The sequence below is a fragment of the Shewanella marinintestina genome (assembly GCF_023283845.1).
Classification (GTDB): domain Bacteria; phylum Pseudomonadota; class Gammaproteobacteria; order Enterobacterales; family Shewanellaceae; genus Shewanella; species Shewanella marinintestina.
Map to the genome: position 1 here is coordinate 190,018 of NZ_JAKILC010000008.1, position 18,983 is coordinate 209,000.

20 protein-coding genes are annotated in these 18,983 nt (G+C 42.5%); 7 read left to right on the forward strand and 13 right to left on the reverse strand.

What is annotated here, in order from left to right; all coding sequences use genetic code 11:
* Positions 1-210: 210 nt before the first annotated feature.
* A complete protein-coding gene (locus tag L2747_RS11295; protein WP_248999130.1) occupies positions 211-1,248 on the reverse strand; it encodes a class I SAM-dependent rRNA methyltransferase in 1,038 nt (345 codons plus the stop codon).
* Positions 1,249-1,475: 227 nt separating this feature from the next.
* Between L2747_RS11295 and L2747_RS11300 the strand changes: the two genes are divergently transcribed.
* Positions 1,476-2,057, forward strand: a complete 582-nt coding sequence (locus tag L2747_RS11300; RefSeq protein ID WP_248999131.1) for a lipase family alpha/beta hydrolase — start codon at positions 1,476-1,478, stop codon at positions 2,055-2,057.
* Here the strand turns inward: L2747_RS11300 and L2747_RS11305 are convergent.
* The 3 genes from L2747_RS11305 to L2747_RS11315 all read right to left on the reverse strand — a co-directional run bounded on the left by L2747_RS11305 (position 2,054) and on the right by L2747_RS11315 (position 4,942).
* On the reverse strand, positions 2,054-2,623 hold the full coding sequence (locus L2747_RS11305) for a GAF domain-containing protein (RefSeq protein WP_248999132.1): 570 nt from the start codon (positions 2,621-2,623) through the stop codon (positions 2,054-2,056). The two genes, L2747_RS11300 and L2747_RS11305, sit on opposite strands and share 4 nt — an antisense overlap.
* Before the next feature lie 289 nt (positions 2,624-2,912).
* Positions 2,913-4,259, reverse strand: coding sequence for a sensor histidine kinase (locus L2747_RS11310; RefSeq protein ID WP_248999133.1), 1,347 nt, complete (start codon positions 4,257-4,259; stop codon positions 2,913-2,915).
* A complete protein-coding gene (locus L2747_RS11315; RefSeq protein ID WP_248999134.1) occupies positions 4,253-4,942 on the reverse strand; it encodes a response regulator transcription factor in 690 nt (229 codons plus the stop codon). Before L2747_RS11315 ends, L2747_RS11310 begins: the two co-directional genes overlap by 7 nt.
* 129 nt (positions 4,943-5,071) lie before the next feature.
* On the opposite strand from L2747_RS11315, the gene L2747_RS11320 reads away from it, so the two are divergent.
* The 4 genes from L2747_RS11320 (at position 5,072) to L2747_RS11335 (ending at position 9,785) form a co-directional block, all read left to right on the forward strand.
* A complete protein-coding gene (locus L2747_RS11320) occupies positions 5,072-6,127 on the forward strand; it encodes a glycosyltransferase family 2 protein (RefSeq protein WP_248999135.1) in 1,056 nt (351 codons plus the stop codon).
* Positions 6,127-7,518, forward strand: a complete 1,392-nt coding sequence (locus tag L2747_RS11325) for an ArnT family glycosyltransferase (protein ID WP_248999136.1) — start codon at positions 6,127-6,129, stop codon at positions 7,516-7,518. Before L2747_RS11320 ends, L2747_RS11325 begins: the two co-directional genes overlap by 1 nt.
* Positions 7,503-8,003 carry a GtrA family protein gene (locus tag L2747_RS11330; RefSeq protein ID WP_248999137.1) on the forward strand — a complete coding sequence of 167 codons (501 nt, stop codon included), beginning with the start codon at positions 7,503-7,505 and terminating at the stop codon, positions 8,001-8,003. Before L2747_RS11325 ends, L2747_RS11330 begins: the two co-directional genes overlap by 16 nt.
* A gap of 192 nt (positions 8,004-8,195) precedes the next feature.
* The gene (locus L2747_RS11335; RefSeq protein ID WP_248999138.1) at positions 8,196-9,785 is read left to right on the forward strand and encodes an FG-GAP repeat domain-containing protein; all 1,590 of its coding nucleotides are present in this window, start codon (positions 8,196-8,198) and stop codon (positions 9,783-9,785) included.
* Positions 9,786-10,061: 276 nt separating this feature from the next.
* On the opposite strand, the gene L2747_RS11340 is transcribed toward L2747_RS11335, so the two are convergent.
* Positions 10,062-10,277, reverse strand: a complete 216-nt coding sequence (locus L2747_RS11340) for a transposase (RefSeq protein WP_248999139.1) — start codon at positions 10,275-10,277, stop codon at positions 10,062-10,064.
* Between the two features lie 467 nt (positions 10,278-10,744).
* On the opposite strand from L2747_RS11340, the gene L2747_RS11345 reads away from it, so the two are divergent.
* Together L2747_RS11345 and L2747_RS11350 are read left to right on the forward strand one after the other, a co-directional pair.
* Positions 10,745-11,419 carry a YiaD family glycine zipper/OmpA-like lipoprotein gene (locus tag L2747_RS11345; RefSeq protein ID WP_248999140.1) on the forward strand — a complete coding sequence of 225 codons (675 nt, stop codon included), beginning with the start codon at positions 10,745-10,747 and terminating at the stop codon, positions 11,417-11,419.
* Between the two features lie 279 nt (positions 11,420-11,698).
* Complete coding sequence (locus L2747_RS11350; protein ID WP_428848516.1) at positions 11,699-12,493, forward strand: molybdate ABC transporter substrate-binding protein; 795 nt, start codon at positions 11,699-11,701, stop codon at positions 12,491-12,493.
* 57 nt (positions 12,494-12,550) lie between these two features.
* On the opposite strand, the gene mgtE is transcribed toward L2747_RS11350, so the two are convergent.
* From mgtE to lptA, 8 genes are all read right to left on the reverse strand, one after another.
* Positions 12,551-13,915, reverse strand: coding sequence for a magnesium transporter (gene mgtE, locus L2747_RS11355; protein WP_248999142.1), 1,365 nt, complete (start codon positions 13,913-13,915; stop codon positions 12,551-12,553).
* 93 nt (positions 13,916-14,008) lie between these two features.
* On the reverse strand, positions 14,009-14,284 hold the full coding sequence (locus tag L2747_RS11360) for an HPr family phosphocarrier protein (RefSeq protein ID WP_248999143.1): 276 nt from the start codon (positions 14,282-14,284) through the stop codon (positions 14,009-14,011).
* Positions 14,271-15,125: an RNase adapter RapZ gene (rapZ, locus tag L2747_RS11365; RefSeq protein WP_248999144.1), complete on the reverse strand. Its 855-nt coding sequence runs from the start codon at positions 15,123-15,125 to the stop codon at positions 14,271-14,273. The genes L2747_RS11360 and rapZ overlap by 14 nt, the downstream gene beginning before the upstream one ends.
* Positions 15,126-15,333: 208 nt before the next feature.
* Positions 15,334-15,777, reverse strand: a complete 444-nt coding sequence (ptsN, locus tag L2747_RS11370; protein ID WP_248999145.1) for a PTS IIA-like nitrogen regulatory protein PtsN — start codon at positions 15,775-15,777, stop codon at positions 15,334-15,336.
* Positions 15,778-15,779: 2 nt separating this feature from the next.
* Entirely contained in the window at positions 15,780-16,067 is a 288-nt protein-coding gene (gene hpf, locus L2747_RS11375; RefSeq protein WP_248999146.1) for a ribosome hibernation promoting factor, read from the reverse strand.
* Between the two features lie 29 nt (positions 16,068-16,096).
* Positions 16,097-17,557, reverse strand: coding sequence for an RNA polymerase factor sigma-54 (locus tag L2747_RS11380; RefSeq protein ID WP_248999147.1), 1,461 nt, complete (start codon positions 17,555-17,557; stop codon positions 16,097-16,099).
* A 135-nt stretch (positions 17,558-17,692) separates the two neighbouring features.
* Positions 17,693-18,424: an LPS export ABC transporter ATP-binding protein gene (lptB, locus tag L2747_RS11385; RefSeq protein ID WP_248999148.1), complete on the reverse strand. Its 732-nt coding sequence runs from the start codon at positions 18,422-18,424 to the stop codon at positions 17,693-17,695.
* A complete protein-coding gene (lptA, locus tag L2747_RS11390; RefSeq protein WP_248999149.1) occupies positions 18,424-18,960 on the reverse strand; it encodes a lipopolysaccharide transport periplasmic protein LptA in 537 nt (178 codons plus the stop codon). The genes lptB and lptA overlap by 1 nt, the downstream gene beginning before the upstream one ends.
* Between the last annotated feature and the right edge of the window lie 23 nt (positions 18,961-18,983).

Here is an 18,983-nt window from a genome sequence, read left to right on the forward strand (position 1 = left end):
TTTAATGCTTAAAACTTTTATTCTTCTTTGCTTATTTTTATTTGTTTTTAGTGTTTTTTATAGGGTTTTCTGGAAAGGGGGTTAGCGCTGGTAGCTTCTGATTTTATTTGTTTGTTAATGCTTATTATGGTTGCTTGGTTTGGTATGGGTTAATAGATGGTTAAAAATGCAAGTTTTCCTTATGCATTTTTAACCATATATAAGAAGCTATTAGCTAAGCTGTAGCGCTACAATCTTTAGCGGATGGTTACCGTCAAATGATGGGAAATCATCGTGGCAATCTAACCAGGTGTGTTGAGTCACCTCACGACCTTGCTTTTCAACACAACGCACTAAACTGTTAAACCATTCATCGCGATCGACTTTAGCTACGTTATTACAGCAAACAATAGTGCCGCCAGCTTTTGTGGTTAATAACGCGGGCTTAAATAGGCTTTGATAGTCGTTAATTAAGTCGACAATACCAAATGGGCTCTTGGCATATCTTGGTGGGTCTAGAAACACCATATCAAACTGGGTTGCTGCTAGTTTTGGATAAGCCGGTAGCTTTTGGTTACGACGGCCGCCAACTTTTAGTCCTGCCAATTGCCGCAAGGCTGGGAAAGCGTCACTTTGAATAAACTCACAGATATTCTCTGCTTGGTTAAGTGCGGCATTCTTACGCCCAGCTGCTAAAGCAAACGAAGAAAAATCGACATTCACCACACGCGTTGCACCGCCAACCGCTGCAGCAGTACCAATACCACAAGTATAAGAGAACAGATTGAGTACGCTTTTGCCTTGGCTATTAGCTGCTACATATTCACGGCCAATGCGCATATCTAAAAATAATAGTGGGTCTTGACCTTCATGGCGCAGTTTACTGGTGAAGTTAATGCCATTCTCCTGCATCAACTGCTCGCTAGTCGCAAAGGCTTGTAACTCTTCAGTAAGCTGATTGAGGACTCGTGAGTTTTTGTCTGAGCGGTCGTTATAGATCACTGGTAGTTCGGCAAGTTGATTTAGTTGCTCAGTGATATCTTTTAACTCTGTTTCAGTTAACGATTGGTGAAAGCTTTGGATAAGCCAAGCATTTCCGTAACGATCTATATTGAGCCCATTGCAGCCTTCAACAGTGCCATGGAATATACGGTAGCAATCTGTTTGCTGTATTTTTGCTTGTTGCAGAAACTCTGCACGCTTGGCAATAGCTTGGCTTAATGCTTCTGAAACAGCTAAAGCAGTTGGGTTCGATGGTAAGGTCGACATAAATATGGGCTCATTTGAAAGATTGTCAGAGGTGACGGGCTAATGATAGCAAAAAAGGCTAAATAAATACCTTCATTCTTACTGCAAACAGTCTGTCTATGCGAACCCTGTTAGCCTCTGTTTTGGTGAGCCGGAGCATAAATGATTTGCTTTGCAGGCAATAATCATTGGGGGGAAGACTAAAGCTGTGTATTGTTAATTAAAAGATTATCTGAGGGAGCAGGCGTATGAAAGTGGTGTTAGTTCATGGCATATTTAACACAGGCCATGTCATGGGCATATTGAAAAGGCGACTGCAACGAGCGGGCCATCAATGTTTTTCACCCACAGTCGCTCCTTTCGATGGTCGTCATGGTATTGAGGTTGCGGCCAAAAGTTTGCGTGAGCAGATTGATGCAGAATTTGGAGCTGACGATGATATTGTATTGGTGGGTTTTAGCATGGGCGGCATTGTTGGCCGTTACTATTTACAATACTTAGGTGGTGCTGAGCGGGTGAGCCAATTTTTTAGTTTGTCTGCACCGCATAACGGAAGTTATTGGGCTTACTTACCTTATCCCTCAAAAGGCGTTAGACAATTAAGACCTAATAGTGAGTTTCTGCTTGAACTTGCCCAATCAGAAGCCGTTTTAGACAAGGTAAAACTGTATTCTTTTTGGACTCCTTTTGATTTTACTATTGTGCCGAGTTCTAGCTCAGTATGGCAGATTGCCGAAAATCGGCGTTTTATGGTTTTCCTACATTTATCGATAATATTTAGCCGTCGTATCGCAAACGAAATTAGCCATAGATTAGATTTAGCTGTTTAAACATTCTGGTTCAGCTGTTGTTGTAGCTTTTTAAACTCTGACTTAGCATCATCAAGTCGTTGTAACAACTCTTTGTTTTCGCTAACTAGCTGAGCTTGCTGATAGACTTTATTGAGGTCAGTTTCTATGATGTTGTGGAATCGCCTTAGTAGTTGTTTAGTTGGATTATCAAATTGCTGCGGCTGATTATCTAGCATACAGATGGTGCCAAATATATCGCCATTGGGCCAATGCAAAGGCATACCGAAATACGCCACCATTCCAAGCTTAATGTCGGGGTTATTACACCATTGTGGATCACTAAGTGCATTGTTGATGATGAGCTCTTTTTTACCGTTGATCACTGCCTCACAGTATAAGCCGAACCCTAACAGCTCACGCTCTTTTGCGGTGTAAGGGTTATTTGGGCAATGGCAACGGGTAAAAACTTCAAGCTCTTGCTTATGCAGGCGCATGATTAATGTTGCTGGGATCGCTGATATTTCAGATATGAGGTTGACGATCTCTTGCCAACTTTGGCCAATATCGTCTTGGATATTAATATTTCCAGTGTCTATGTTATCCATTGTGGCTTCCTTATCTTGTTTCTCTTGCCTAAAGCTGCAAATGAACACTCCCTGATTTCTTAAAACTTAATAGGTTTTTGTTATTAACGCTAACTTTCAATTGAAAATACTTAGTTAAGCTTAATTGAATCAATATTTTATACAATTTCAGCTGTCTTGTTGTTAGCAGGTGTTCTCTTTAATGGTGCAAGATAACGGATAATAGCCAGAATGAAGCATAGTTTTAGTTATCTTGAGTAAGGCCAATCCCATGAGCAGTTTTAGCCTTAGAGTGGCCAAAACATAATAGTTAAAGCTTCTCAGCGGGAAAGGTTAGGAGTGCACAACATCCCCGCGGCTCAATATCTGTCAGGCTAAACTGCCATTGGTAGCGCTGGCATAAGCTATCGACGATTAAAAGCCCTAAGCCGTGGCCATTATCATTACTGTTTTCGGACGAATTGAGCCCACGGCCTTTATCGGTTATCGATATTTGGCTTTGCTCAACATTGACAACGATTTCGCCTGAGTCGCTGGCATTGATGGCGTTAGTAATGATGTTACTCAGCAGCATTCTTAATACTGCGGGGCTAGGCTTGATAACCGGAGCTTGGTTAAAGTTAACTATAAGCTTGATTTTTTTAGACTGCGCCAGTAAAGACAGCGGCGTAGTAGTTTGTTCAAGCTCACTTTTCGATAAGGTTCTAAACTCTTGGCTATCAGTGCCTTTTTCCTGCTTTACTATGCTGAGTAATGCATCGACTGTGTGCTGCATTTCATGGGCGGCGCGTTGAATTCTGTCACGTTGTCGAGCTTGAAATTCAGCACTATCGTTTTGTTCTTGCAGCTTAGCTGCGCCGCTAATAACGGTAATGGGGGTACGTAACTCGTGGCTAGCGTAACGGGCAAAGGCTTGCTCTTGCTTTATCATACGTTCATTTTGCTGGCGATAGTCATTAAGACTGTTAGCTAGAGCGCTAAACTCTGCCGCAGATTGAGGAGGCACGTTAAAAATTTTGTGTTCATTTGGCGTTTGTAACTGTTTTCCGAGTTGTAAAACGGGCTCAACGAGACGGCGGCTAAGTTTGTTAATCGCAAAACCAAATAACAGAAATAGTAAGCCAATAAAGCTCATTACAAATAGATTAATTGATTGCCACTCTTGATCGCTTAGCTCAACATTTTCCGCTGGCATAATTAGGTATAACGACTCCATGTTGCCATCAAGCTCAAACTCTTTACGGTATAAAAAGATCTCTTTTTGTTCACTTAAAGAGTCATCTTCAAATAGTTTAAAACTGACGATTTCGTGCAACATACCACTTGAACCACGATCAACGACTTCGCCAGAAAAACCCACTGGAAACTTGGTTAAGTCGCCATATTTTTCTGGGATAAGTTCATGGGAGTAAAAAGCTTGGACGTGCAGACCTATTTGCAGCGGCTGCCTTGCTCCTTGCTGAAACAGACTGATTGCAAAGGGAGCACTTGCCTCGAGTTCGTGCTTGTTAACTTCATCTTCAATCCACTGCATTAAGCTTAGCGTGATAATATAAATGGTTAAGCCAATCATGAGCGCAATAATACTAAAATAGAGAAGTAGTTTGTGCGGCAGGCTCGAAACGGAAGAGCGTTTGCTTATTAAGCGCTTTAGCAACAGTCTTCTCCTAGTTGAAGCCTAAAGCCAACTTTTGGAACCGTTGCTAGCATTGGCTGCTTAAAAGGCTTATCGAGCTGATTACGTAATTGGTACATATGGCTGCGCAGAATATCGCTGCTCGGTGGAGATTGTCCCCAGATCTCGTCAATAATGTGTTCGCGCTTAACAATGTTAGGGGCATTTTTAATTAACAGTAGCAAGATCTGATAAGTGATTGGCGTGAGTGCTAGTTGCATATTTTGTCTTGATGCCTGATGCCTAGCGATATTAATTTCGATATCACCAAACTTTAGCGTACCTTGGGCGACTTGACCCCTATGGCGCTTTATCAGTGCTTGAATGCGAGCGTCTACAACATCTAAGTCAAAGGGTTTGCCAAGATAGTCGTCAGCTCCGCTATCAAAACCCGTTAGCAAGTCGGTTTTATTATCGAGAGCCGTTAGCATTAAGATCGGCGTACTACAGCCGAGTGAGCGCAGGGTTTTGCATAAGCTTAAGCCGTCTAATTTTGGCAGCATTAAGTCTAAAATGATGGCATCAAAATCAAATGCCTGTGCTAGTGACAATCCTAATTCGCCATTATCGGCAAAATCGAGCTCCATACCTTTGGCCTCAAAATAATCACCAAGGATCCCAGCAACATCGATGTTATCTTCAATAATCAGTAATTTAATTGTCATTACGTCGGCACCGCCAGTCAATTTTATTGGATTATTTTAGCATTTTTTTTGTGGAAAAAATGTCAATGACATTTTGTTCACTTCGGCAAGAGCATGCTAGTTGTAATTCAGTCGTAGTGGGACAAACATATGCCTTATTCTTCGTTCAGTCAAAGCGCTAATCATACAGAGATCTGCTTGTCAGTTGTGGTGCCGTTATTCAATGAATCACTGATGATTAAACCACTAATTGAGCGGCTAACCAAAGTGCTATCTCAGCTTGATGAGCGCTGTGAAATTGTGTTTGTTGATGATGGCAGTAGTGATGACTCATGGCTGCAAGTAAGTCAGTTGCCTCTGGTTGATAATGAGTACCAATGCATCAAGCTCAGCCGTAATTTTGGTAAAGAAGCGGCTATGTCTGCGGGGCTTGAACATGCTCGAGGGTTAGCCGTTATTATGTTGGACGCTGATTTACAAGATCCGCCAGAGTTAATCCCAGATATGCTGGCACAGTGGCGTGCAGGCTACGATATCGTCAATATGAAGCGTAAAAAGCGCTTAGGTGAGACTTGGTTTAAACGTTTTTCCGCAAGTTGTTTTTATAAGTTGATGAATTGGGTATCTGACTCTCCCGTACCTGAAAACGTGGGAGATTTTCGTCTAATGAGCCGGCAGGTTGTCGACAGTATTAAAGCCTTACCAGAGCGTAATCGCTTTATGAAAGGCCTATTTAGCTGGCCAGGTTTTTCACAGAAAACCCTTGAATTCGATAGGGACCCACGCTTTGTTGGTGAAACTAAGTGGAACTACGGCAAACTATTTGGCTTAGCAATGGACGGTATCACTTCCTTTAGCTTTAAACCCTTAAGATTGGCGACTTGGTGTGGTGTTATCACGGCCATGAGCGCATTTGCTTACGGTGGTTGGATTGTTGCTAACACCCTCATTTTTGGTGGCAGTGTTGCTGGTTACCCTTCCTTGATGGTAGTGCAACTGGCGTTGGCTGGCATTCAGTTACTAGCCTTAGGTTTAATTGGCGAATATTTAGGTCGTGTTTTTGTCGAGGTAAAACAGCGTCCAATCTATTTGATTGAAGAAGTTGCCTATAGGGAATCTTTAGCTCAGGTACAAAAACGAACCAGTAGTACAGTTGATTTCGCTGAAGCGACTCAAGGTAATGTTAGTTACTTGGGGGCGAAATAATGCTCCAAGCTGTAAATAGACCAAAAGGATTAGTGGTTCTGTTAGTCGTAGTATTGGTTAGAGCACTGCTTTTACCTTGGTACCCGTTGATGGATACCACAGAGGCGCGTTATGGAGAAATGGCGCGTTTAATGGTTGAAACGGGTAATTGGGTTACGCCATTGTTTGATTATGGGGTGCCGTTTTGGGGTAAGCCACCACTTCATACATGGATGAGTGCGAGTTCTATTTTAGCATTTGGCAGCAATGAATTTGCGGTGCGCCTCCCTCATTGGCTGGCGGCAGTCTTAGTGCTCGCTTGTGTTGGATATTTTGCGAAGCGTTTACGTTTACCGATTGTACCGATATTGATTATCTTAGCTTCGACCGTGGTATTTACTATTAGTGCTGGTGCAGTAATGACTGATATGGCTTTAACGCTGGGCCTGACTCTGGCCATGGTCGGTTTTTATTTATGTTGGCAAGGCGACAAACCATGGGGGTATGCCGGATTTGTCGGCCTTGCGATAGGCCTGTTAGCTAAAGGGCCGGTTGCTTTGGTGTTATTTGGTATAGGCTCTGGGTTATGGCTTTTATGGCAGTACGGTCCAATTAAAGTGTGGCGGCAATTATGGCAACGAGTGCCATTACTCGGCGGCGTAGGATTAATGTTAGCTATTGCATTACCTTGGTATGCCATTGCTGAACGAGCAACTCCAGGGTTTATAAATTATTTTATTGTTGGAGAGCATTGGTCACGATTTGTTGATAGTGGCTGGCAGGGTGATTTGTATGGCTCTGCCCATGATGAAGTTAGGGGCACTATTTGGTGGTATTTTGTTATTGCGGCTTTGCCTTGGTCGTTGTTTTTGCCTCGCGCCCTATACAAGATAATTAACGAACCAAAGCAAGCTGAAGCGATAGAGGAGCTGCCTAAAGGCTTAGCGAGTTACTTAGTGTGTTGGATGATAGCACCAATGGTGCTGTTTACTTTTGCAGGTAATATATTGCCTGCTTACGTGTTACCGGGGATCCCAGGGGTTGCGCTTTTGTTAGGTTTTGCATGGCGTAATAGTCGGTTACCTGGGCTACACGCTATCGCTTTAAGCATACCGCTATTGTTAATCGCGACCGTTATTGTGCTGAACTTTGGCCCAGACAAAGATAAAAGTGAGCGCTGGTTATTAGCGCAGCGAAGTGAATCGTTACCAACCTATTACTGGCAACATCAGCCATTTTCAGCGCGATTTTATAGTGCTGGTCAGGCTGATAAGATTCAGAGCCTGACTGAAGTGAAGTCCGGAGATTTCTATTTAGTTGCCAATAACAGGCTTGTGAAAACTGAGTTTGCTGATTGCGAAGCTTTAGCTAACAACAAATATCGAGGTTTGCTCAAGTGTCGTCGCAACTAGGTATTGTCCAAAAGCGCGCTTGTGAGTTAAAGGCTAAAACATTAAAGCGTTTTTCTCTGCAGCAGTTCAAAAATAAATTTACTGCTGAAATTCGATTCTTAACAGTAGGGGCGGGCGTCTTTGTGTTTGATGCAGGCGTGTTTTATTTACTGCTTAGCTTAACCCCTTTGACATTGATGTCGGCTAGAGTGCTCGCTTTTGCTGCGGCGGTAGTGTTGTCTTGGTATGTGAATCGCCATTGGACTTTTAAAGGCCGTAAACACCGCGCTAAAGCAAAGCAATTTAGTATGTCTTTAGTGGTTGCGAGTATTGCCGCTATAATGAATCTGTCAGTATTTTACGTCGTTAATCATTTGCTTAAAGAGCAACTTGTTAATCAGCCTATATTAGCAAGCCTTGGCTTTGCACTAGGAGTATTAGCCGGATTGATAGTGAATTGGTTAGGTGCCAATTATTGGACCTTTTCTAATAAACACGCCATATAAAATATGTTCAAAAGCTTTGTTTGAGAGGCCCCTTAAAGTCGTTATCGTAGCAGTGGAGTATCACTCATAGCGCATCCTTGTGTTACAAACTGTTAACGAATGGTTTCGTTCACAGTTAAAAACCGTTAGTTTCAATACCTCTGCTGATATTAGGCAAAGTTAGGATTGATGGGTGACACAAGGAGTATATTGATGAAATTGACACTTAAAGGCTTGATAGGTACTTGCGCGATTGTGGCTAGTGGCGTGTCATTATCTGCCCAGGCAAAATCTGACTCGGGATTAAACTTTACCGAATCTGTTATTAATGCACCTTTTGAATTAACTCACCCAATTATTGCGGCAGATCTATTATCGCAGCCAGGAAAGGAGCTTATCGCTTTTGGTATTGATGACTTAAACCAACGCTGGATGGCAATCTACCTACTTCAGCAAGGCCAGTATCAATTGTCTCATAAGCAAGCGTTACCTCAAGAGTTACACAGTTTTGATATTACGGAACCCACAGATACAGAACTGCAAAAGTTGTACTTTTTATCACAAGACAAATTACAACTGTTGGTTAATCCCGCGAATACTCAAGAGTGGCAGATTGAAACTGTTGCTAAGATAAACTCATTATCTTTTAAAGATCGCCCGGATTTTATTAGTCGCGGTGAATTCATTCAAGATCTTAATGGCGACAAACGTGATGATATTTTGATTCATGACTTCTACCAAGTGCATCTGCTATTAGCGACAGACCAAGGTTTTCAACCTCAAGAGCTGCCGATAAAACCACAGTCTAGATTATTTGAAGATGGTGCTACTTACACCCAGTCTAAACTTTACATTAGCGACGTTAACCTTGATGGCTTGATGGACATTGTTAAGATTGGTGAGGGCGAGCTTGAAGTTTATAAACAGAATAAACCTGAACTTGCGTTAGCTAATATTGAGCAAGCTGAAGCAAATACTGATAAAGATAGTCATAAGGAGACGCTTACCTTTAACCCTATCGCCGAGTTTATCTCAGTGCGCCAGCCTATAAGCGGCATTGATTGGTGGAATAAGCGTGATGCTTATGGTGAGCAATTAGATCAAAGCAAGCTGGTGTATCGCAAGGTTGAGGAGCTTAAAGATCTCAATAATGATGGCATTACCGATATGGTGATCCGTTATACCAAAAGTTCCGGCGTTTTCGATAGAGTTAACGATTACGAAATTTACTTAGGTGAGAGTCAACAAGGGAAATTGCATTTTCCTAAACAGGCGAGCAGCGTGGTTAGAGCGGAAGGGACGTTAACGGGTTTAGAGTTTGTTGATATCGATAACGACAATAAAGATGAAGTTTTAGTCGCAGGTTTTGATATTGGTGTGTCGCAAATTATCGGTGCGTTGCTATCTGGCAGCATTGATCAAGATGTACATCTATTTAAGATGGACGCTAACGGACGCTTTAGTGAAGACTCGAATGTTAGTAAAGAAGTTGAACTTAATTTTAGCCTGAGCTCGGGGCAAGCTGGCAGCCCAGTGGTAAAGCTTGCAGATCTTAATGGTGATGGTTTTAAAGACCTTATTTTGTCGGATGATGAGTCGAGTCTGAAAATTTATTTAGGCCAAGATGGTGACGATCTATTTAGCCGAGATGCACAAAAGCATGAGCTGCAGTTACCTATTGAAGGTGGCATGCTAAAGACTGAAGATCTCAATGGTGATGGACGTGAAGACTTACTGATTAAGTATGGCCGCCAAGATGATGATGATTTATCGAATCAATTTAGAGTATTGCTTGCTAGTTAGTTACTAGCCTTGATTGACGCCAATATGATGATTAACTGCTAATAGAAATGGAGCCTAAGGCTTCATTTTTTTATTGATTTATTTGGTCTATTAACACCAGAACGAGGACTTGGAGCGGTAAATCGGCTGTTATTAATTAAATACGATTTTGGGGTAGCAGAGGCGAAAACCACATTAAGCGTTATATTATTTTATTGAGTTAGCGCGTTAATTTTGATTTCGTTGCGGCGAAAGTCATGCTTCTTCGCCTCTGCTTAACAGGGTACAGCCTGTTATTTAGCGTTGACGCAATAACTGTTTTATACGTACTGCTAGCAGCTTAGTCTGCTGCATAATTGGCAGTGAACCTCTAGTCGATTTTTGCTCACTTTCATGCACTATTTGATAAACCTTTTTTGTCGAGAGTCCGTAGTCTTTGGCTACGTCTGACAATAAGCGGCCTTTATTTTTAACTTCATTGATAACGTTAAGGTTTAAGTTGATAGCGTCCATGGGCATTCTCTTTTAAATTCTAATGATTAATACGGCTAAACATCAGTGGTTTGTACGTCTTTGAGCGTGGTGACGGAGATCCCTAGGCAAGGCTGTTGTGCTAGGCTTTGCCGTTATTCTCTGAGCATTGTTATTATTTATTTTTGTTGTCAGTGAGTACTCAATAATGAGTATGCTTAAGCTGTGCCAATACTGAATTTTATTTTAATTCATTACAATTCATATGGTTAAAATTTAATGCACAAGACTAGGTCATCTGTTTTAGTTATTTTTGCACTTTACTGGTGCATTGCTGCATGATTTTGGTGCAACCCTGAAGGTTGGATAAAAAACCGAGTTGTTCACTTTTAACCCACTTAATTGCCTAGCCATTGTCTAATCAATTCTGTTTTATATACTGCTAAAAATAATACATCTTATAAGCGGTCGTTTTTGCATAACAGCAAAAGCAGTTAGGAGTGGTAAAAATGAACATAAAACGCAGTTCAATTATTGTGGGTGGCTTAGTGGCTGCGATGATGGTCTCTGGTTGCCAAACAACTAATCCATACACTAATGAATCTCAAAATGGCAAAGCGACAAATGGCGCATTGATTGGAGCTATTGCGGGGGCTGCAATTGGCGTAGCGTCTTCAAGTAAAAGTGATCGCGGTAAAGGCGCATTGATTGGTGCTGCATCGGGTGCAGCGTTAGGTGGTGGTATTGGCTACTACATGGATGTGCAAGAAGCTGAGTTACGTAAGCAATTACAGTCATCAGGTGTGAGTGTTACTCGCAGCGGCGATAATATTATTCTTAATATGCCTAATGATGTCACTTTCGGAGTTGACCAAACAGATTTGAGCCAGCGAGCGCAGCAAGTGCTTAATAGTGTTGTGCTTGTAGCACTAGAATACGACGAAACTAAGCTAAATGTGATGGGGCATACAGATAGTTCTGGTGCGGAATCATATAACTTAAGATTATCGCAAGTGCGTGCGAGTGAAGTGGCAAATTACTTAACTCAGCATAAGGTGCCAGCAGTACGTGTTGCGTCTCATGGTATGGGGGAGTCAAAACCGATTGCAGACAATAAGACTAAACAAGGCCGTGCTGAAAACCGTCGAGTTGAGATTATCTTAAGCCCAATGCCAAAGGCATAAACTTAATTTTAGTCGATTAAGTTATTTGAATTAAGCCACCGTTAGGTGGCTTTTTTGATCATAGCTACAGATAGCAAAGCCTTTTAAATATTGATAGTCTGCTGGGACTTTTTGTCTGCTGTTAGCTTAAAGGCTGTGACGATACTCGCGTGGTTAAATACTTAAGCAGTGCTAGACGGCTCAGGCATTGTGATTTGATATTAGATGTTTTCTCATTAGCTTAATGCAATGTGTTTGCACATAAATCAACGTTAAAAAAGACAAAATGAACGGAAAGAAATGATGAGAAAATGGATCTTAGTTTCACTGTTAAGCCTACCTTTTGCTGTTAATGCTAATCCTATTGAATTACGAGCTGCGGGCAGTTTAAAAAATGCCATGAAGGACATTGTGATGGCGTACCAGCAAACAGATGATCAAAAGGTTGCTACTGATTTCGGTCCATCAGGGCTGCTGAGAAAGCGCATTGAAAATGGCGAACAGGTGGATCTATTTGCTTCTGCAAATATGAAGCACCCACAGACATTGGAAGCGGCCGGTAAAGGTGGCAATGTGGTAATGTTTGCCCGTAACCAGATGTGTGCATTGGCTCAGCCCAACGTTAACATTAATAGCGAAGGCTTATTAGCTGTCATGCTTGATCCGAAAGTTCGAGTGGGCACTTCAACACCTAAAGCCGATCCATCAGGTGACTACGCGTGGAAAATTTTTGCTAAAGCGGACGATGTAAAAGCAGGGGCAAAGACCAAGCTTGAACAAAAAGCACTGCAGCTTACCGGTGGTGAGAACAGCGCGAAGGCACCTAAAGGCCGTAATACTTATGGTTGGGTAATGGAAAATAAGCGCGCGGATGTGTTTTTAACTTATTGTACGAATGCAGTATTGGCGCAAAAAGAAGTGAATGATTTACAAATCGTGCAGATGCCAGCACCACTAGCTGTTGGTGCAAATTATGGTTTGATTGTGCTTGATGATGCACAAAAGGATACTTGGAAATTAGCGATGTTTATCCTGTCTGAGCCCGGACAAACGATTCTTGCTGACTACGGTTTCGATGCGCCGTTAAAGCAGTAATAGCCATTAAGCTTAAACCCAAAAGGCCGCAATTGCGGCCTTTTTGTTAAATCGGCTCTAACTCATCAAGAATAGCGTTGCCAAACCCAGGAAGGCAAAGAGGCCAATAACGTCAGTTACTGTGGTTAACACCATACCGCCGGCTAGAGCCGGATCAATGTTCATTCGTTTCAACATTAACGGAATAGTCGCTCCTGCAAGGCCCGCTACCGTCATATTGATAAGCATAGCGCCCGCTATTAAGCCACCTAAGGCGATATCACCTTTCCAGACCCACACAGCCGCAAAAACCAAAATAGACCACAGCAAGCCGTTCAGGAAGCCAATGGCAAGCTCTTTACCAATTAACCAACGTGAGTTACTTTGACCAATTTGTCCTAAGGCAATACCACGAATAACCAAAGCTAAGGTTTGGTTACCAGCAACACCGCCCATACTCGGGACGATGGTCATTAAAATCGCAATCGTTGCGAACTGTTCAATCGTGCCTTCAAACATGTTGCTGACTGACGCTGCCAGCAGCGCGGCAAACAAATTAACAGTTAGCCAGAGTGAGCGACGGAAAGTACTCTTAAGCACGGGGCCAAAGGTATCTGTATCGTCATCCATACCTGCCATACCCATCATTGAGTGTTCGGCATCTTCACGAATAACATCGACTACATCATCAATGGTGATACGACCCAGTAGCTTGTCGTTCTCATCGATAACGGGGGCTGACATCCAGTCATGTCGTTCAAAAAGTTGTGCGACTTCGCTATCTGACATACCGACAGGGATCGCTTCGAGATCTGACATCATGATTTCACGCACAGATGCATTCGGATCGCAGGTCAGAAGATCTGCAATTCTTACACCACCTAAAACACGATCATGTTTATCGACCACATAAAGCATGTCTGTGGCATCAGGCAGTTCACCGCGAATTCTTAAGTAACGCAAAATCACGTCAATGTTGACGTCGGGTCTTAAGGTGACGGTGTCGGTATTCATTAAGCTACCGGCTGTATCATCAGGGTAAGACAGCGCTTGTTCGACACGAACCCGGTCTTGCTTACTCATCGATTGCAGTACTTGCTTAAAGACGCTGTCTGGCAAGCTACGTAGGATGTAAGCCAAGTCATCGGTGTCCATATTCTCGGCCGCTTTAGCAACGCGTTCAGGACTCATCTGAGTGATCAGACTATCTTTAAGCTCTTCACCAAGCTCATCGAGGATTTCACCGGTATGCTCTTGATCAATTAATTGCCACAGTACTTGGCGTGTTCGTGGCGGGGACGATTCGAGAATAAAAGCGATGTCTGATGCTGCCATGTCTTGCAACATATTCCGCACATGGACAAACATACCGCTGCCCAAGGCTTTTGTTAGCTGATTGAGGCGTTGATCTGTTGTTTCATTGTCTAAGACTTCAATCGGCATGATTCCCTCACAGGGTCTTTAAAAAGGCGCTTATGTTAACTTAAGTGCTGGTGGATCGGGTGATAATTAAGACGGTCGAGCCAATATCGGTAGTTAACTATCTTCGTCAAACTTGGCATCGATGAGCTGACAAACAGCATCGAGTGCTGTTTGAGCATCTGGGCCCGTTGCCAGTAGTTGAACGGTTTTCCCCATACCCGTCTCTAACATCAATAAGCCTAGTACACTGGTAGCAGAAGCTTGTTTTTCGCCTTGAATGATAGTGATTTTGGCATCGAATTTCGACGCCAAAACTACCAACTTAGTGGCCGCTCTTGCATGAAGTCCCAATTTATTACATAGGGTGATTTCACGCTCAATGGTCGGCATTTTTTAACTCGCGGTGACGGGCTTGTACCTTGTGTTTGCCATGTTTGAAGTGTGCAGCAAGACGCTCAGTAATATACACAGAGCGATGTTGTCCACCAGTACAGCCAATAGCAATTGTTAAATAGCTACGGTTGTTACGCTCAAGGTCAGGTAGACAGTTTTCAAGTAGATCTTCTATCTGCTTGATAAACTCATTAACTCGTGGACGCTCGTTCAAGAAGTCTTGAACGGGTTTATCGAGTCCAGTCATTGGACGTAAATCAGGCTCCCAATGAGGGTTTGGTAAAAAGCGTACATCAAACATAAAGTCTGCTTCGGTCGGCATACCATGCTTGAAACCAAATGATTCAAAATTGATCATCAACTGTTTATCAACATTGCCTATTAATATTTCACGCACTTGATCGTTTAGATCGTAAATATTAAGACTTGAAGTATCAATGTAGTGATCAACGATATTAGCCAAAGGCTCAAGTAAACGCGCTTCTAATGCAATCGCTTCTTTCAAAGATACATTGTCGTGAGAGAGCGGGTGAAGGCGTCGTGTTTCATTGTAGCGCTTGAGCAGTACTTCATCGCTAGAGTTTAAGAAAAAGCTCAGTAACTCTATGCCTTTAGGCAAAAAGGTAAGATGTTTGACGAGTTCGTCTTTGCTTTCTGGCAAGTTACGGATGTCGACACTGATAGCAACAAACTTAGTATTACCTGATAGTTCGTTAAGTAGTGTGCCCATCATAGGCAATGGGAGATTGTCGACACAGTAGTAGCCGAGATCTTCGAGCATTCTTAGTAAAACAGATTTGCCTGAACCTGAACGACCAGAGACTAAAACAAGCTTCATCGTATGGGTACCTGATTGAAAATTAACTAAATGTTTGAATATGGTAATAATCTTGTATCTATGGATATAGATTAACTTTTTTAAGCTTTAAAGCAAGAAATTAAGCAGATGATGAAGAAGAATAATATAACTGTAATAATTACTTAGGTCTTTAAATTACTGCTGCAAGCTTACGCTATGCGACGAATTTAAAGACCCCAGTAAGATATTATTGGGTAATGACTTGATATAGTTCTGATTCGTTACTGGTTTTTCTCAACTGTTTTAACACTGCTTTGTCATTAAGCTTTTCTGCCATTGAAGACAAAGTTGCTAAATGCTGTTCACACTGGTCAGATGGCACCAATAGGGCAAATAGAATATCAACGGGCTTTTTATCGATTGAGTCAAATGCAATTGGATCTTCGCATTTGACTAAGACCGCCACAGGTCGCTCGATATTAGCCAGCCTTCCGTGAGGGATCGCTATACCGTTACCTATACCCGTGCTACCCATTTTCTCTCTCGCCAATAGACTTTCAAAGATCTCTTGTGAAGACAGGGTAGGGTACTGGACAGCGGCAATATCACTGATTAACTCCAGTACCTTTTTCTTACTGCCCGGAGTGGCGCAGGTAGTGCACTCCGGCTGCAGGATGGTACTTAGTTCCATCGTTAGTGTTTAGTTAGCTTCTCTTTGTGTTTAAGAACCTGACGATCTAGCTTATCTATCAGGGAGTCTATTGCAGCATACATATCTGCATGCTCCGAAGTGGCAAATACTTCCCCTTTTTTCAGGTGGATTTTTGCTTCGGCAATCTGCTGCATTTTTTGTACATTCAAAATAACGTGCACATTATTGATCTGATCGAAATGTCGTTCAAGCTTTGTGAATTTTTCTTGCACGTAGCCGCGCAAAGATTCAGTAATTTCGATGTGATGTCCTGTCAGGTTGATTTGCATATATCGATCCTCCAAGTGCCTAATTTGAGTTATAAACTCTTACGTTGGTTTGAGGGGGGGATCAGCATCGCTTCTCGATATTTTGCGATCGTACGTCTAGCAACTTTAATCCCTTGTTCTGCCAAAAGTTGTGCCATTTTGCTGTCGCTTAATGGTTTCTTTTGGTTTTCAGCTGCGACTAACTTCTTAATAAACGCTCTAATTGCTGTCGATGAACATTCTCCGCCATCGTCAGTACCGACGTGGCTAGAGAAGAAATATTTCAGTTCAAAGATACCTCGTGGGGTATGCATATATTTCTGTGTGGTTACTCGTGAAATGGTTGATTCATGCATTTCAACCGCTTCCGCGATATCATTTAACACCATGGGTTTCATGGCTTCTTCGCCGTATTCGAAAAATCCTTGCTGGAACTTAACGATACAGTTAGTCACTTTTAATAAAGTGTCGTTACGGCTTTCAAGGCTTTTGATAAACCACTTTGCTTCTTGCAGATGTCCTCGAATAAACTGTCCGTCTGCCTGATTAGTCGTACTACGCGCCATCGAGGCATAATGTTGGTTTACGTTAATTTTAGGCATGTAATCAGGGTTTAGCTCAACAACCCAGCGACCTTTTTTCTTGCTAACCGAGACATCAGGAATAACATATTCGTCTTTACTGCGCGCAATCGCCAGCCCAGGCCTTGGGTTTAGGGTTTGGATCAGTGTAATTGCTTCGCGAAGATCATCTTCTTTAAGCTTTGTTTTGCGCATTAATTGCCTGAAATCTCTACCAGCAATTAAGTCTAAATAGTCTTTGATAAGTAATCTTGCGTTGTCGATATGCGGGGTATCTGCCGCATATTGCGCTAATTGGATCAGTAAACACTCACTCAGATTACGCGCTGCAACTCCAATAGGATCAAAGTGTTGTACTCGTTTTAATACGGCTTCAACTTCATCTAGTTCAGTTTCTGGGTCGCCCATCGCCTCTAAGATATCTTCACAGCTTTGGGTTAAGTAGCCGCGCTCATCAATAGCGTCGATAATAGCGGTGGCGATTGCAAGATCGTTATCTGAAAATGGGGTGAGGTTTTTTTGCCATTCAAGGTGTTCGTACAAGCCTTCGCTGGTTTCACCTTGAAAGGGCATATCATCTTCGCGACTAACGCCTGAGCTGGAGTTAGACGATACTGTGTAGACTTCGTCCCATGTTGTATCCATTGGCAGGTCATCTGGCATGGAATCTTGGGTTAATGCATCAGAGGTTTCAACCGTAGCGCTGTCGCGCTCTAGGCTATTAGAATCGTTTGAAGATGGGTCGTCACTATTATCCATGTCGCCATCTGATTGCTCTTCGTCTAACTCGAGTAGTGGGTTAGATTCTAATGCTTGTTGGATCTCTTGTTGCAGCTCTAAAGAAGATAGTTGCAATAGGCGAATAGCCTGTTGCAATTGAGGAGTCATGGTGAGCTGTTGACCCATTTTGAGCTGGAGTGACGCTTTCATCGTACCGCTATTCCCTACACTGTAGTTAAACGTTAAAGCTCGCTGATTGGCGAAGAAAGCTTAAAAACTCAATACATTGATTTTATTTGGAATTGTATTCCGTATTAAGTTTTTAACTTCCAAATGGTGAATTAACTATAGCCTGAATTGTTCACCTAAGTACACTGCTCGAACTTGCTGGTTGTCTAAGATTTCAGCAGGTGTACCTTCGGCAATAAGATTTCCGTGACTCACGATATACGCATGCTCACAAACATCGAGTGTTTCACGCACATTGTGGTCGGTAATTAGTACGCCTAAACCGCGGTTTTTGAGCTGTTCAATAATCTTTTTAATATCAATTACAGAAATAGGGTCAACACCGGCAAAAGGTTCATCTAATAGGATGAATTTGGGGTTGGCTGCTAATGCTCTGGCAATTTCAACACGGCGTCGTTCACCGCCTGATAGTGCCATACCTTGGCTATCGCGAATGTGAGTAATATGGAACTCTTCTAACAGATGTTCGAGTTGTTCTTCACGTTGTTCATTATTGATGTCACTGCGGGTTTGTAGCACCGCCATAATGTTGTCACGTACAGACAGTTTTCTGAAAATACTCGCTTCTTGCGGTAAGTAGCCAATACCTTTACGAGCACGTAAGTGCATCGGGTCTAAAGTAAGATCGTCATCGTCGATAAAAATCTTACCTTTATCGCTTTGAACCAGACCAACAACCATATAGAAAGTGGTTGTTTTACCCGCACCATTTGGTCCAAGCAAGCCAACAATTTGGCCCGTTTTTACGGTTAAGCTAACATCCTGCACAACAGCACGGCTCTTATAGCTTTTAGCAAGATTGGCTGCTTTTAAGGTGATTTGGCTCATTATTGTTCCTGCTGTTGTACTGGTGCTTCAGGCTTTTCTTCCTGATAGGTTTCAGGCTGAATAATGGTGATAACTCTGTCATCTCCTTGGCCAGTACTTTCTGCGATTAGTTGCTGCTTACTGATATTATACTTGATGCGGTTACCTGTAACTTGGCTACCGTCTTGCTCAAGTGTTGCCTCACCCACTAAAGTCAGTGTGCGTGTGGCTAATTCATAACGGATCTCTTTGGCGCTAGCTGTTGCAGGACGGCCATCATCCATAGTTTGGGTATAGGTTGCTGGCGCGCCTGTAGCGACTAATGTTTTACCGCTTTTATCTTCTTTCGAGAATACACGCAGCTCGTCGGCTTTCATCTTAATAGAGCCTTGCGTAACTTCTACTGGACCGAAGAAAATAACTTGGTTATTTTTTATATCAGCTTCTTGGCTCGCCGCGGCGATTTTTACTTCTTGCTGCAGATCATCGACCTTAGCAATAGTGTTAAAACTTAACAGACAAAATAGGCCTGCAAGGATAGATTGATTGTATTTCATAATGTCCTTCATACTCGGCTATA

Bases quoted from the DNA above. Each gene is read 5' to 3' on its own strand.
- L2747_RS11295 (WP_248999130.1), bottom strand. From the start codon at position 1,248: ATGTCGACCTTACCATCGAACCCAACTGCTTTAGCTGTTTCAGAAGCA.
- L2747_RS11300 (WP_248999131.1), top strand. From the start codon at position 1,476: ATGAAAGTGGTGTTAGTTCATGGCATATTTAACACAGGCCATGTCATG.
- L2747_RS11305 (WP_248999132.1), bottom strand. From the start codon at position 2,623: ATGGATAACATAGACACTGGAAATATTAATATCCAAGACGATATTGGC.
- L2747_RS11315 (WP_248999134.1), bottom strand. From the start codon at position 4,942: ATGACAATTAAATTACTGATTATTGAAGATAACATCGATGTTGCTGGG.
- L2747_RS11320 (WP_248999135.1), top strand. From the start codon at position 5,072: ATGCCTTATTCTTCGTTCAGTCAAAGCGCTAATCATACAGAGATCTGC.
- L2747_RS11325 (WP_248999136.1), top strand. From the start codon at position 6,127: ATGCTCCAAGCTGTAAATAGACCAAAAGGATTAGTGGTTCTGTTAGTC.
- L2747_RS11335 (WP_248999138.1), top strand. From the start codon at position 8,196: ATGAAATTGACACTTAAAGGCTTGATAGGTACTTGCGCGATTGTGGCT.
- L2747_RS11340 (WP_248999139.1), bottom strand. From the start codon at position 10,277: ATGGACGCTATCAACTTAAACCTTAACGTTATCAATGAAGTTAAAAAT.
- L2747_RS11345 (WP_248999140.1), top strand. From the start codon at position 10,745: ATGAACATAAAACGCAGTTCAATTATTGTGGGTGGCTTAGTGGCTGCG.
- L2747_RS11350 (WP_428848516.1), top strand. From the start codon at position 11,699: ATGATGAGAAAATGGATCTTAGTTTCACTGTTAAGCCTACCTTTTGCT.
- mgtE (WP_248999142.1), bottom strand. From the start codon at position 13,915: ATGCCGATTGAAGTCTTAGACAATGAAACAACAGATCAACGCCTCAAT.
- L2747_RS11360 (WP_248999143.1), bottom strand. From the start codon at position 14,284: ATGCCGACCATTGAGCGTGAAATCACCCTATGTAATAAATTGGGACTT.
- rapZ (WP_248999144.1), bottom strand. From the start codon at position 15,125: ATGAAGCTTGTTTTAGTCTCTGGTCGTTCAGGTTCAGGCAAATCTGTT.
- ptsN (WP_248999145.1), bottom strand. From the start codon at position 15,777: ATGGAACTAAGTACCATCCTGCAGCCGGAGTGCACTACCTGCGCCACT.
- hpf (WP_248999146.1), bottom strand. From the start codon at position 16,067: ATGCAAATCAACCTGACAGGACATCACATCGAAATTACTGAATCTTTG.
- L2747_RS11380 (WP_248999147.1), bottom strand. From the start codon at position 17,557: ATGAAAGCGTCACTCCAGCTCAAAATGGGTCAACAGCTCACCATGACT.
- lptB (WP_248999148.1), bottom strand. From the start codon at position 18,424: ATGAGCCAAATCACCTTAAAAGCAGCCAATCTTGCTAAAAGCTATAAG.
- lptA (WP_248999149.1), bottom strand. From the start codon at position 18,960: ATGAAATACAATCAATCTATCCTTGCAGGCCTATTTTGTCTGTTAAGT.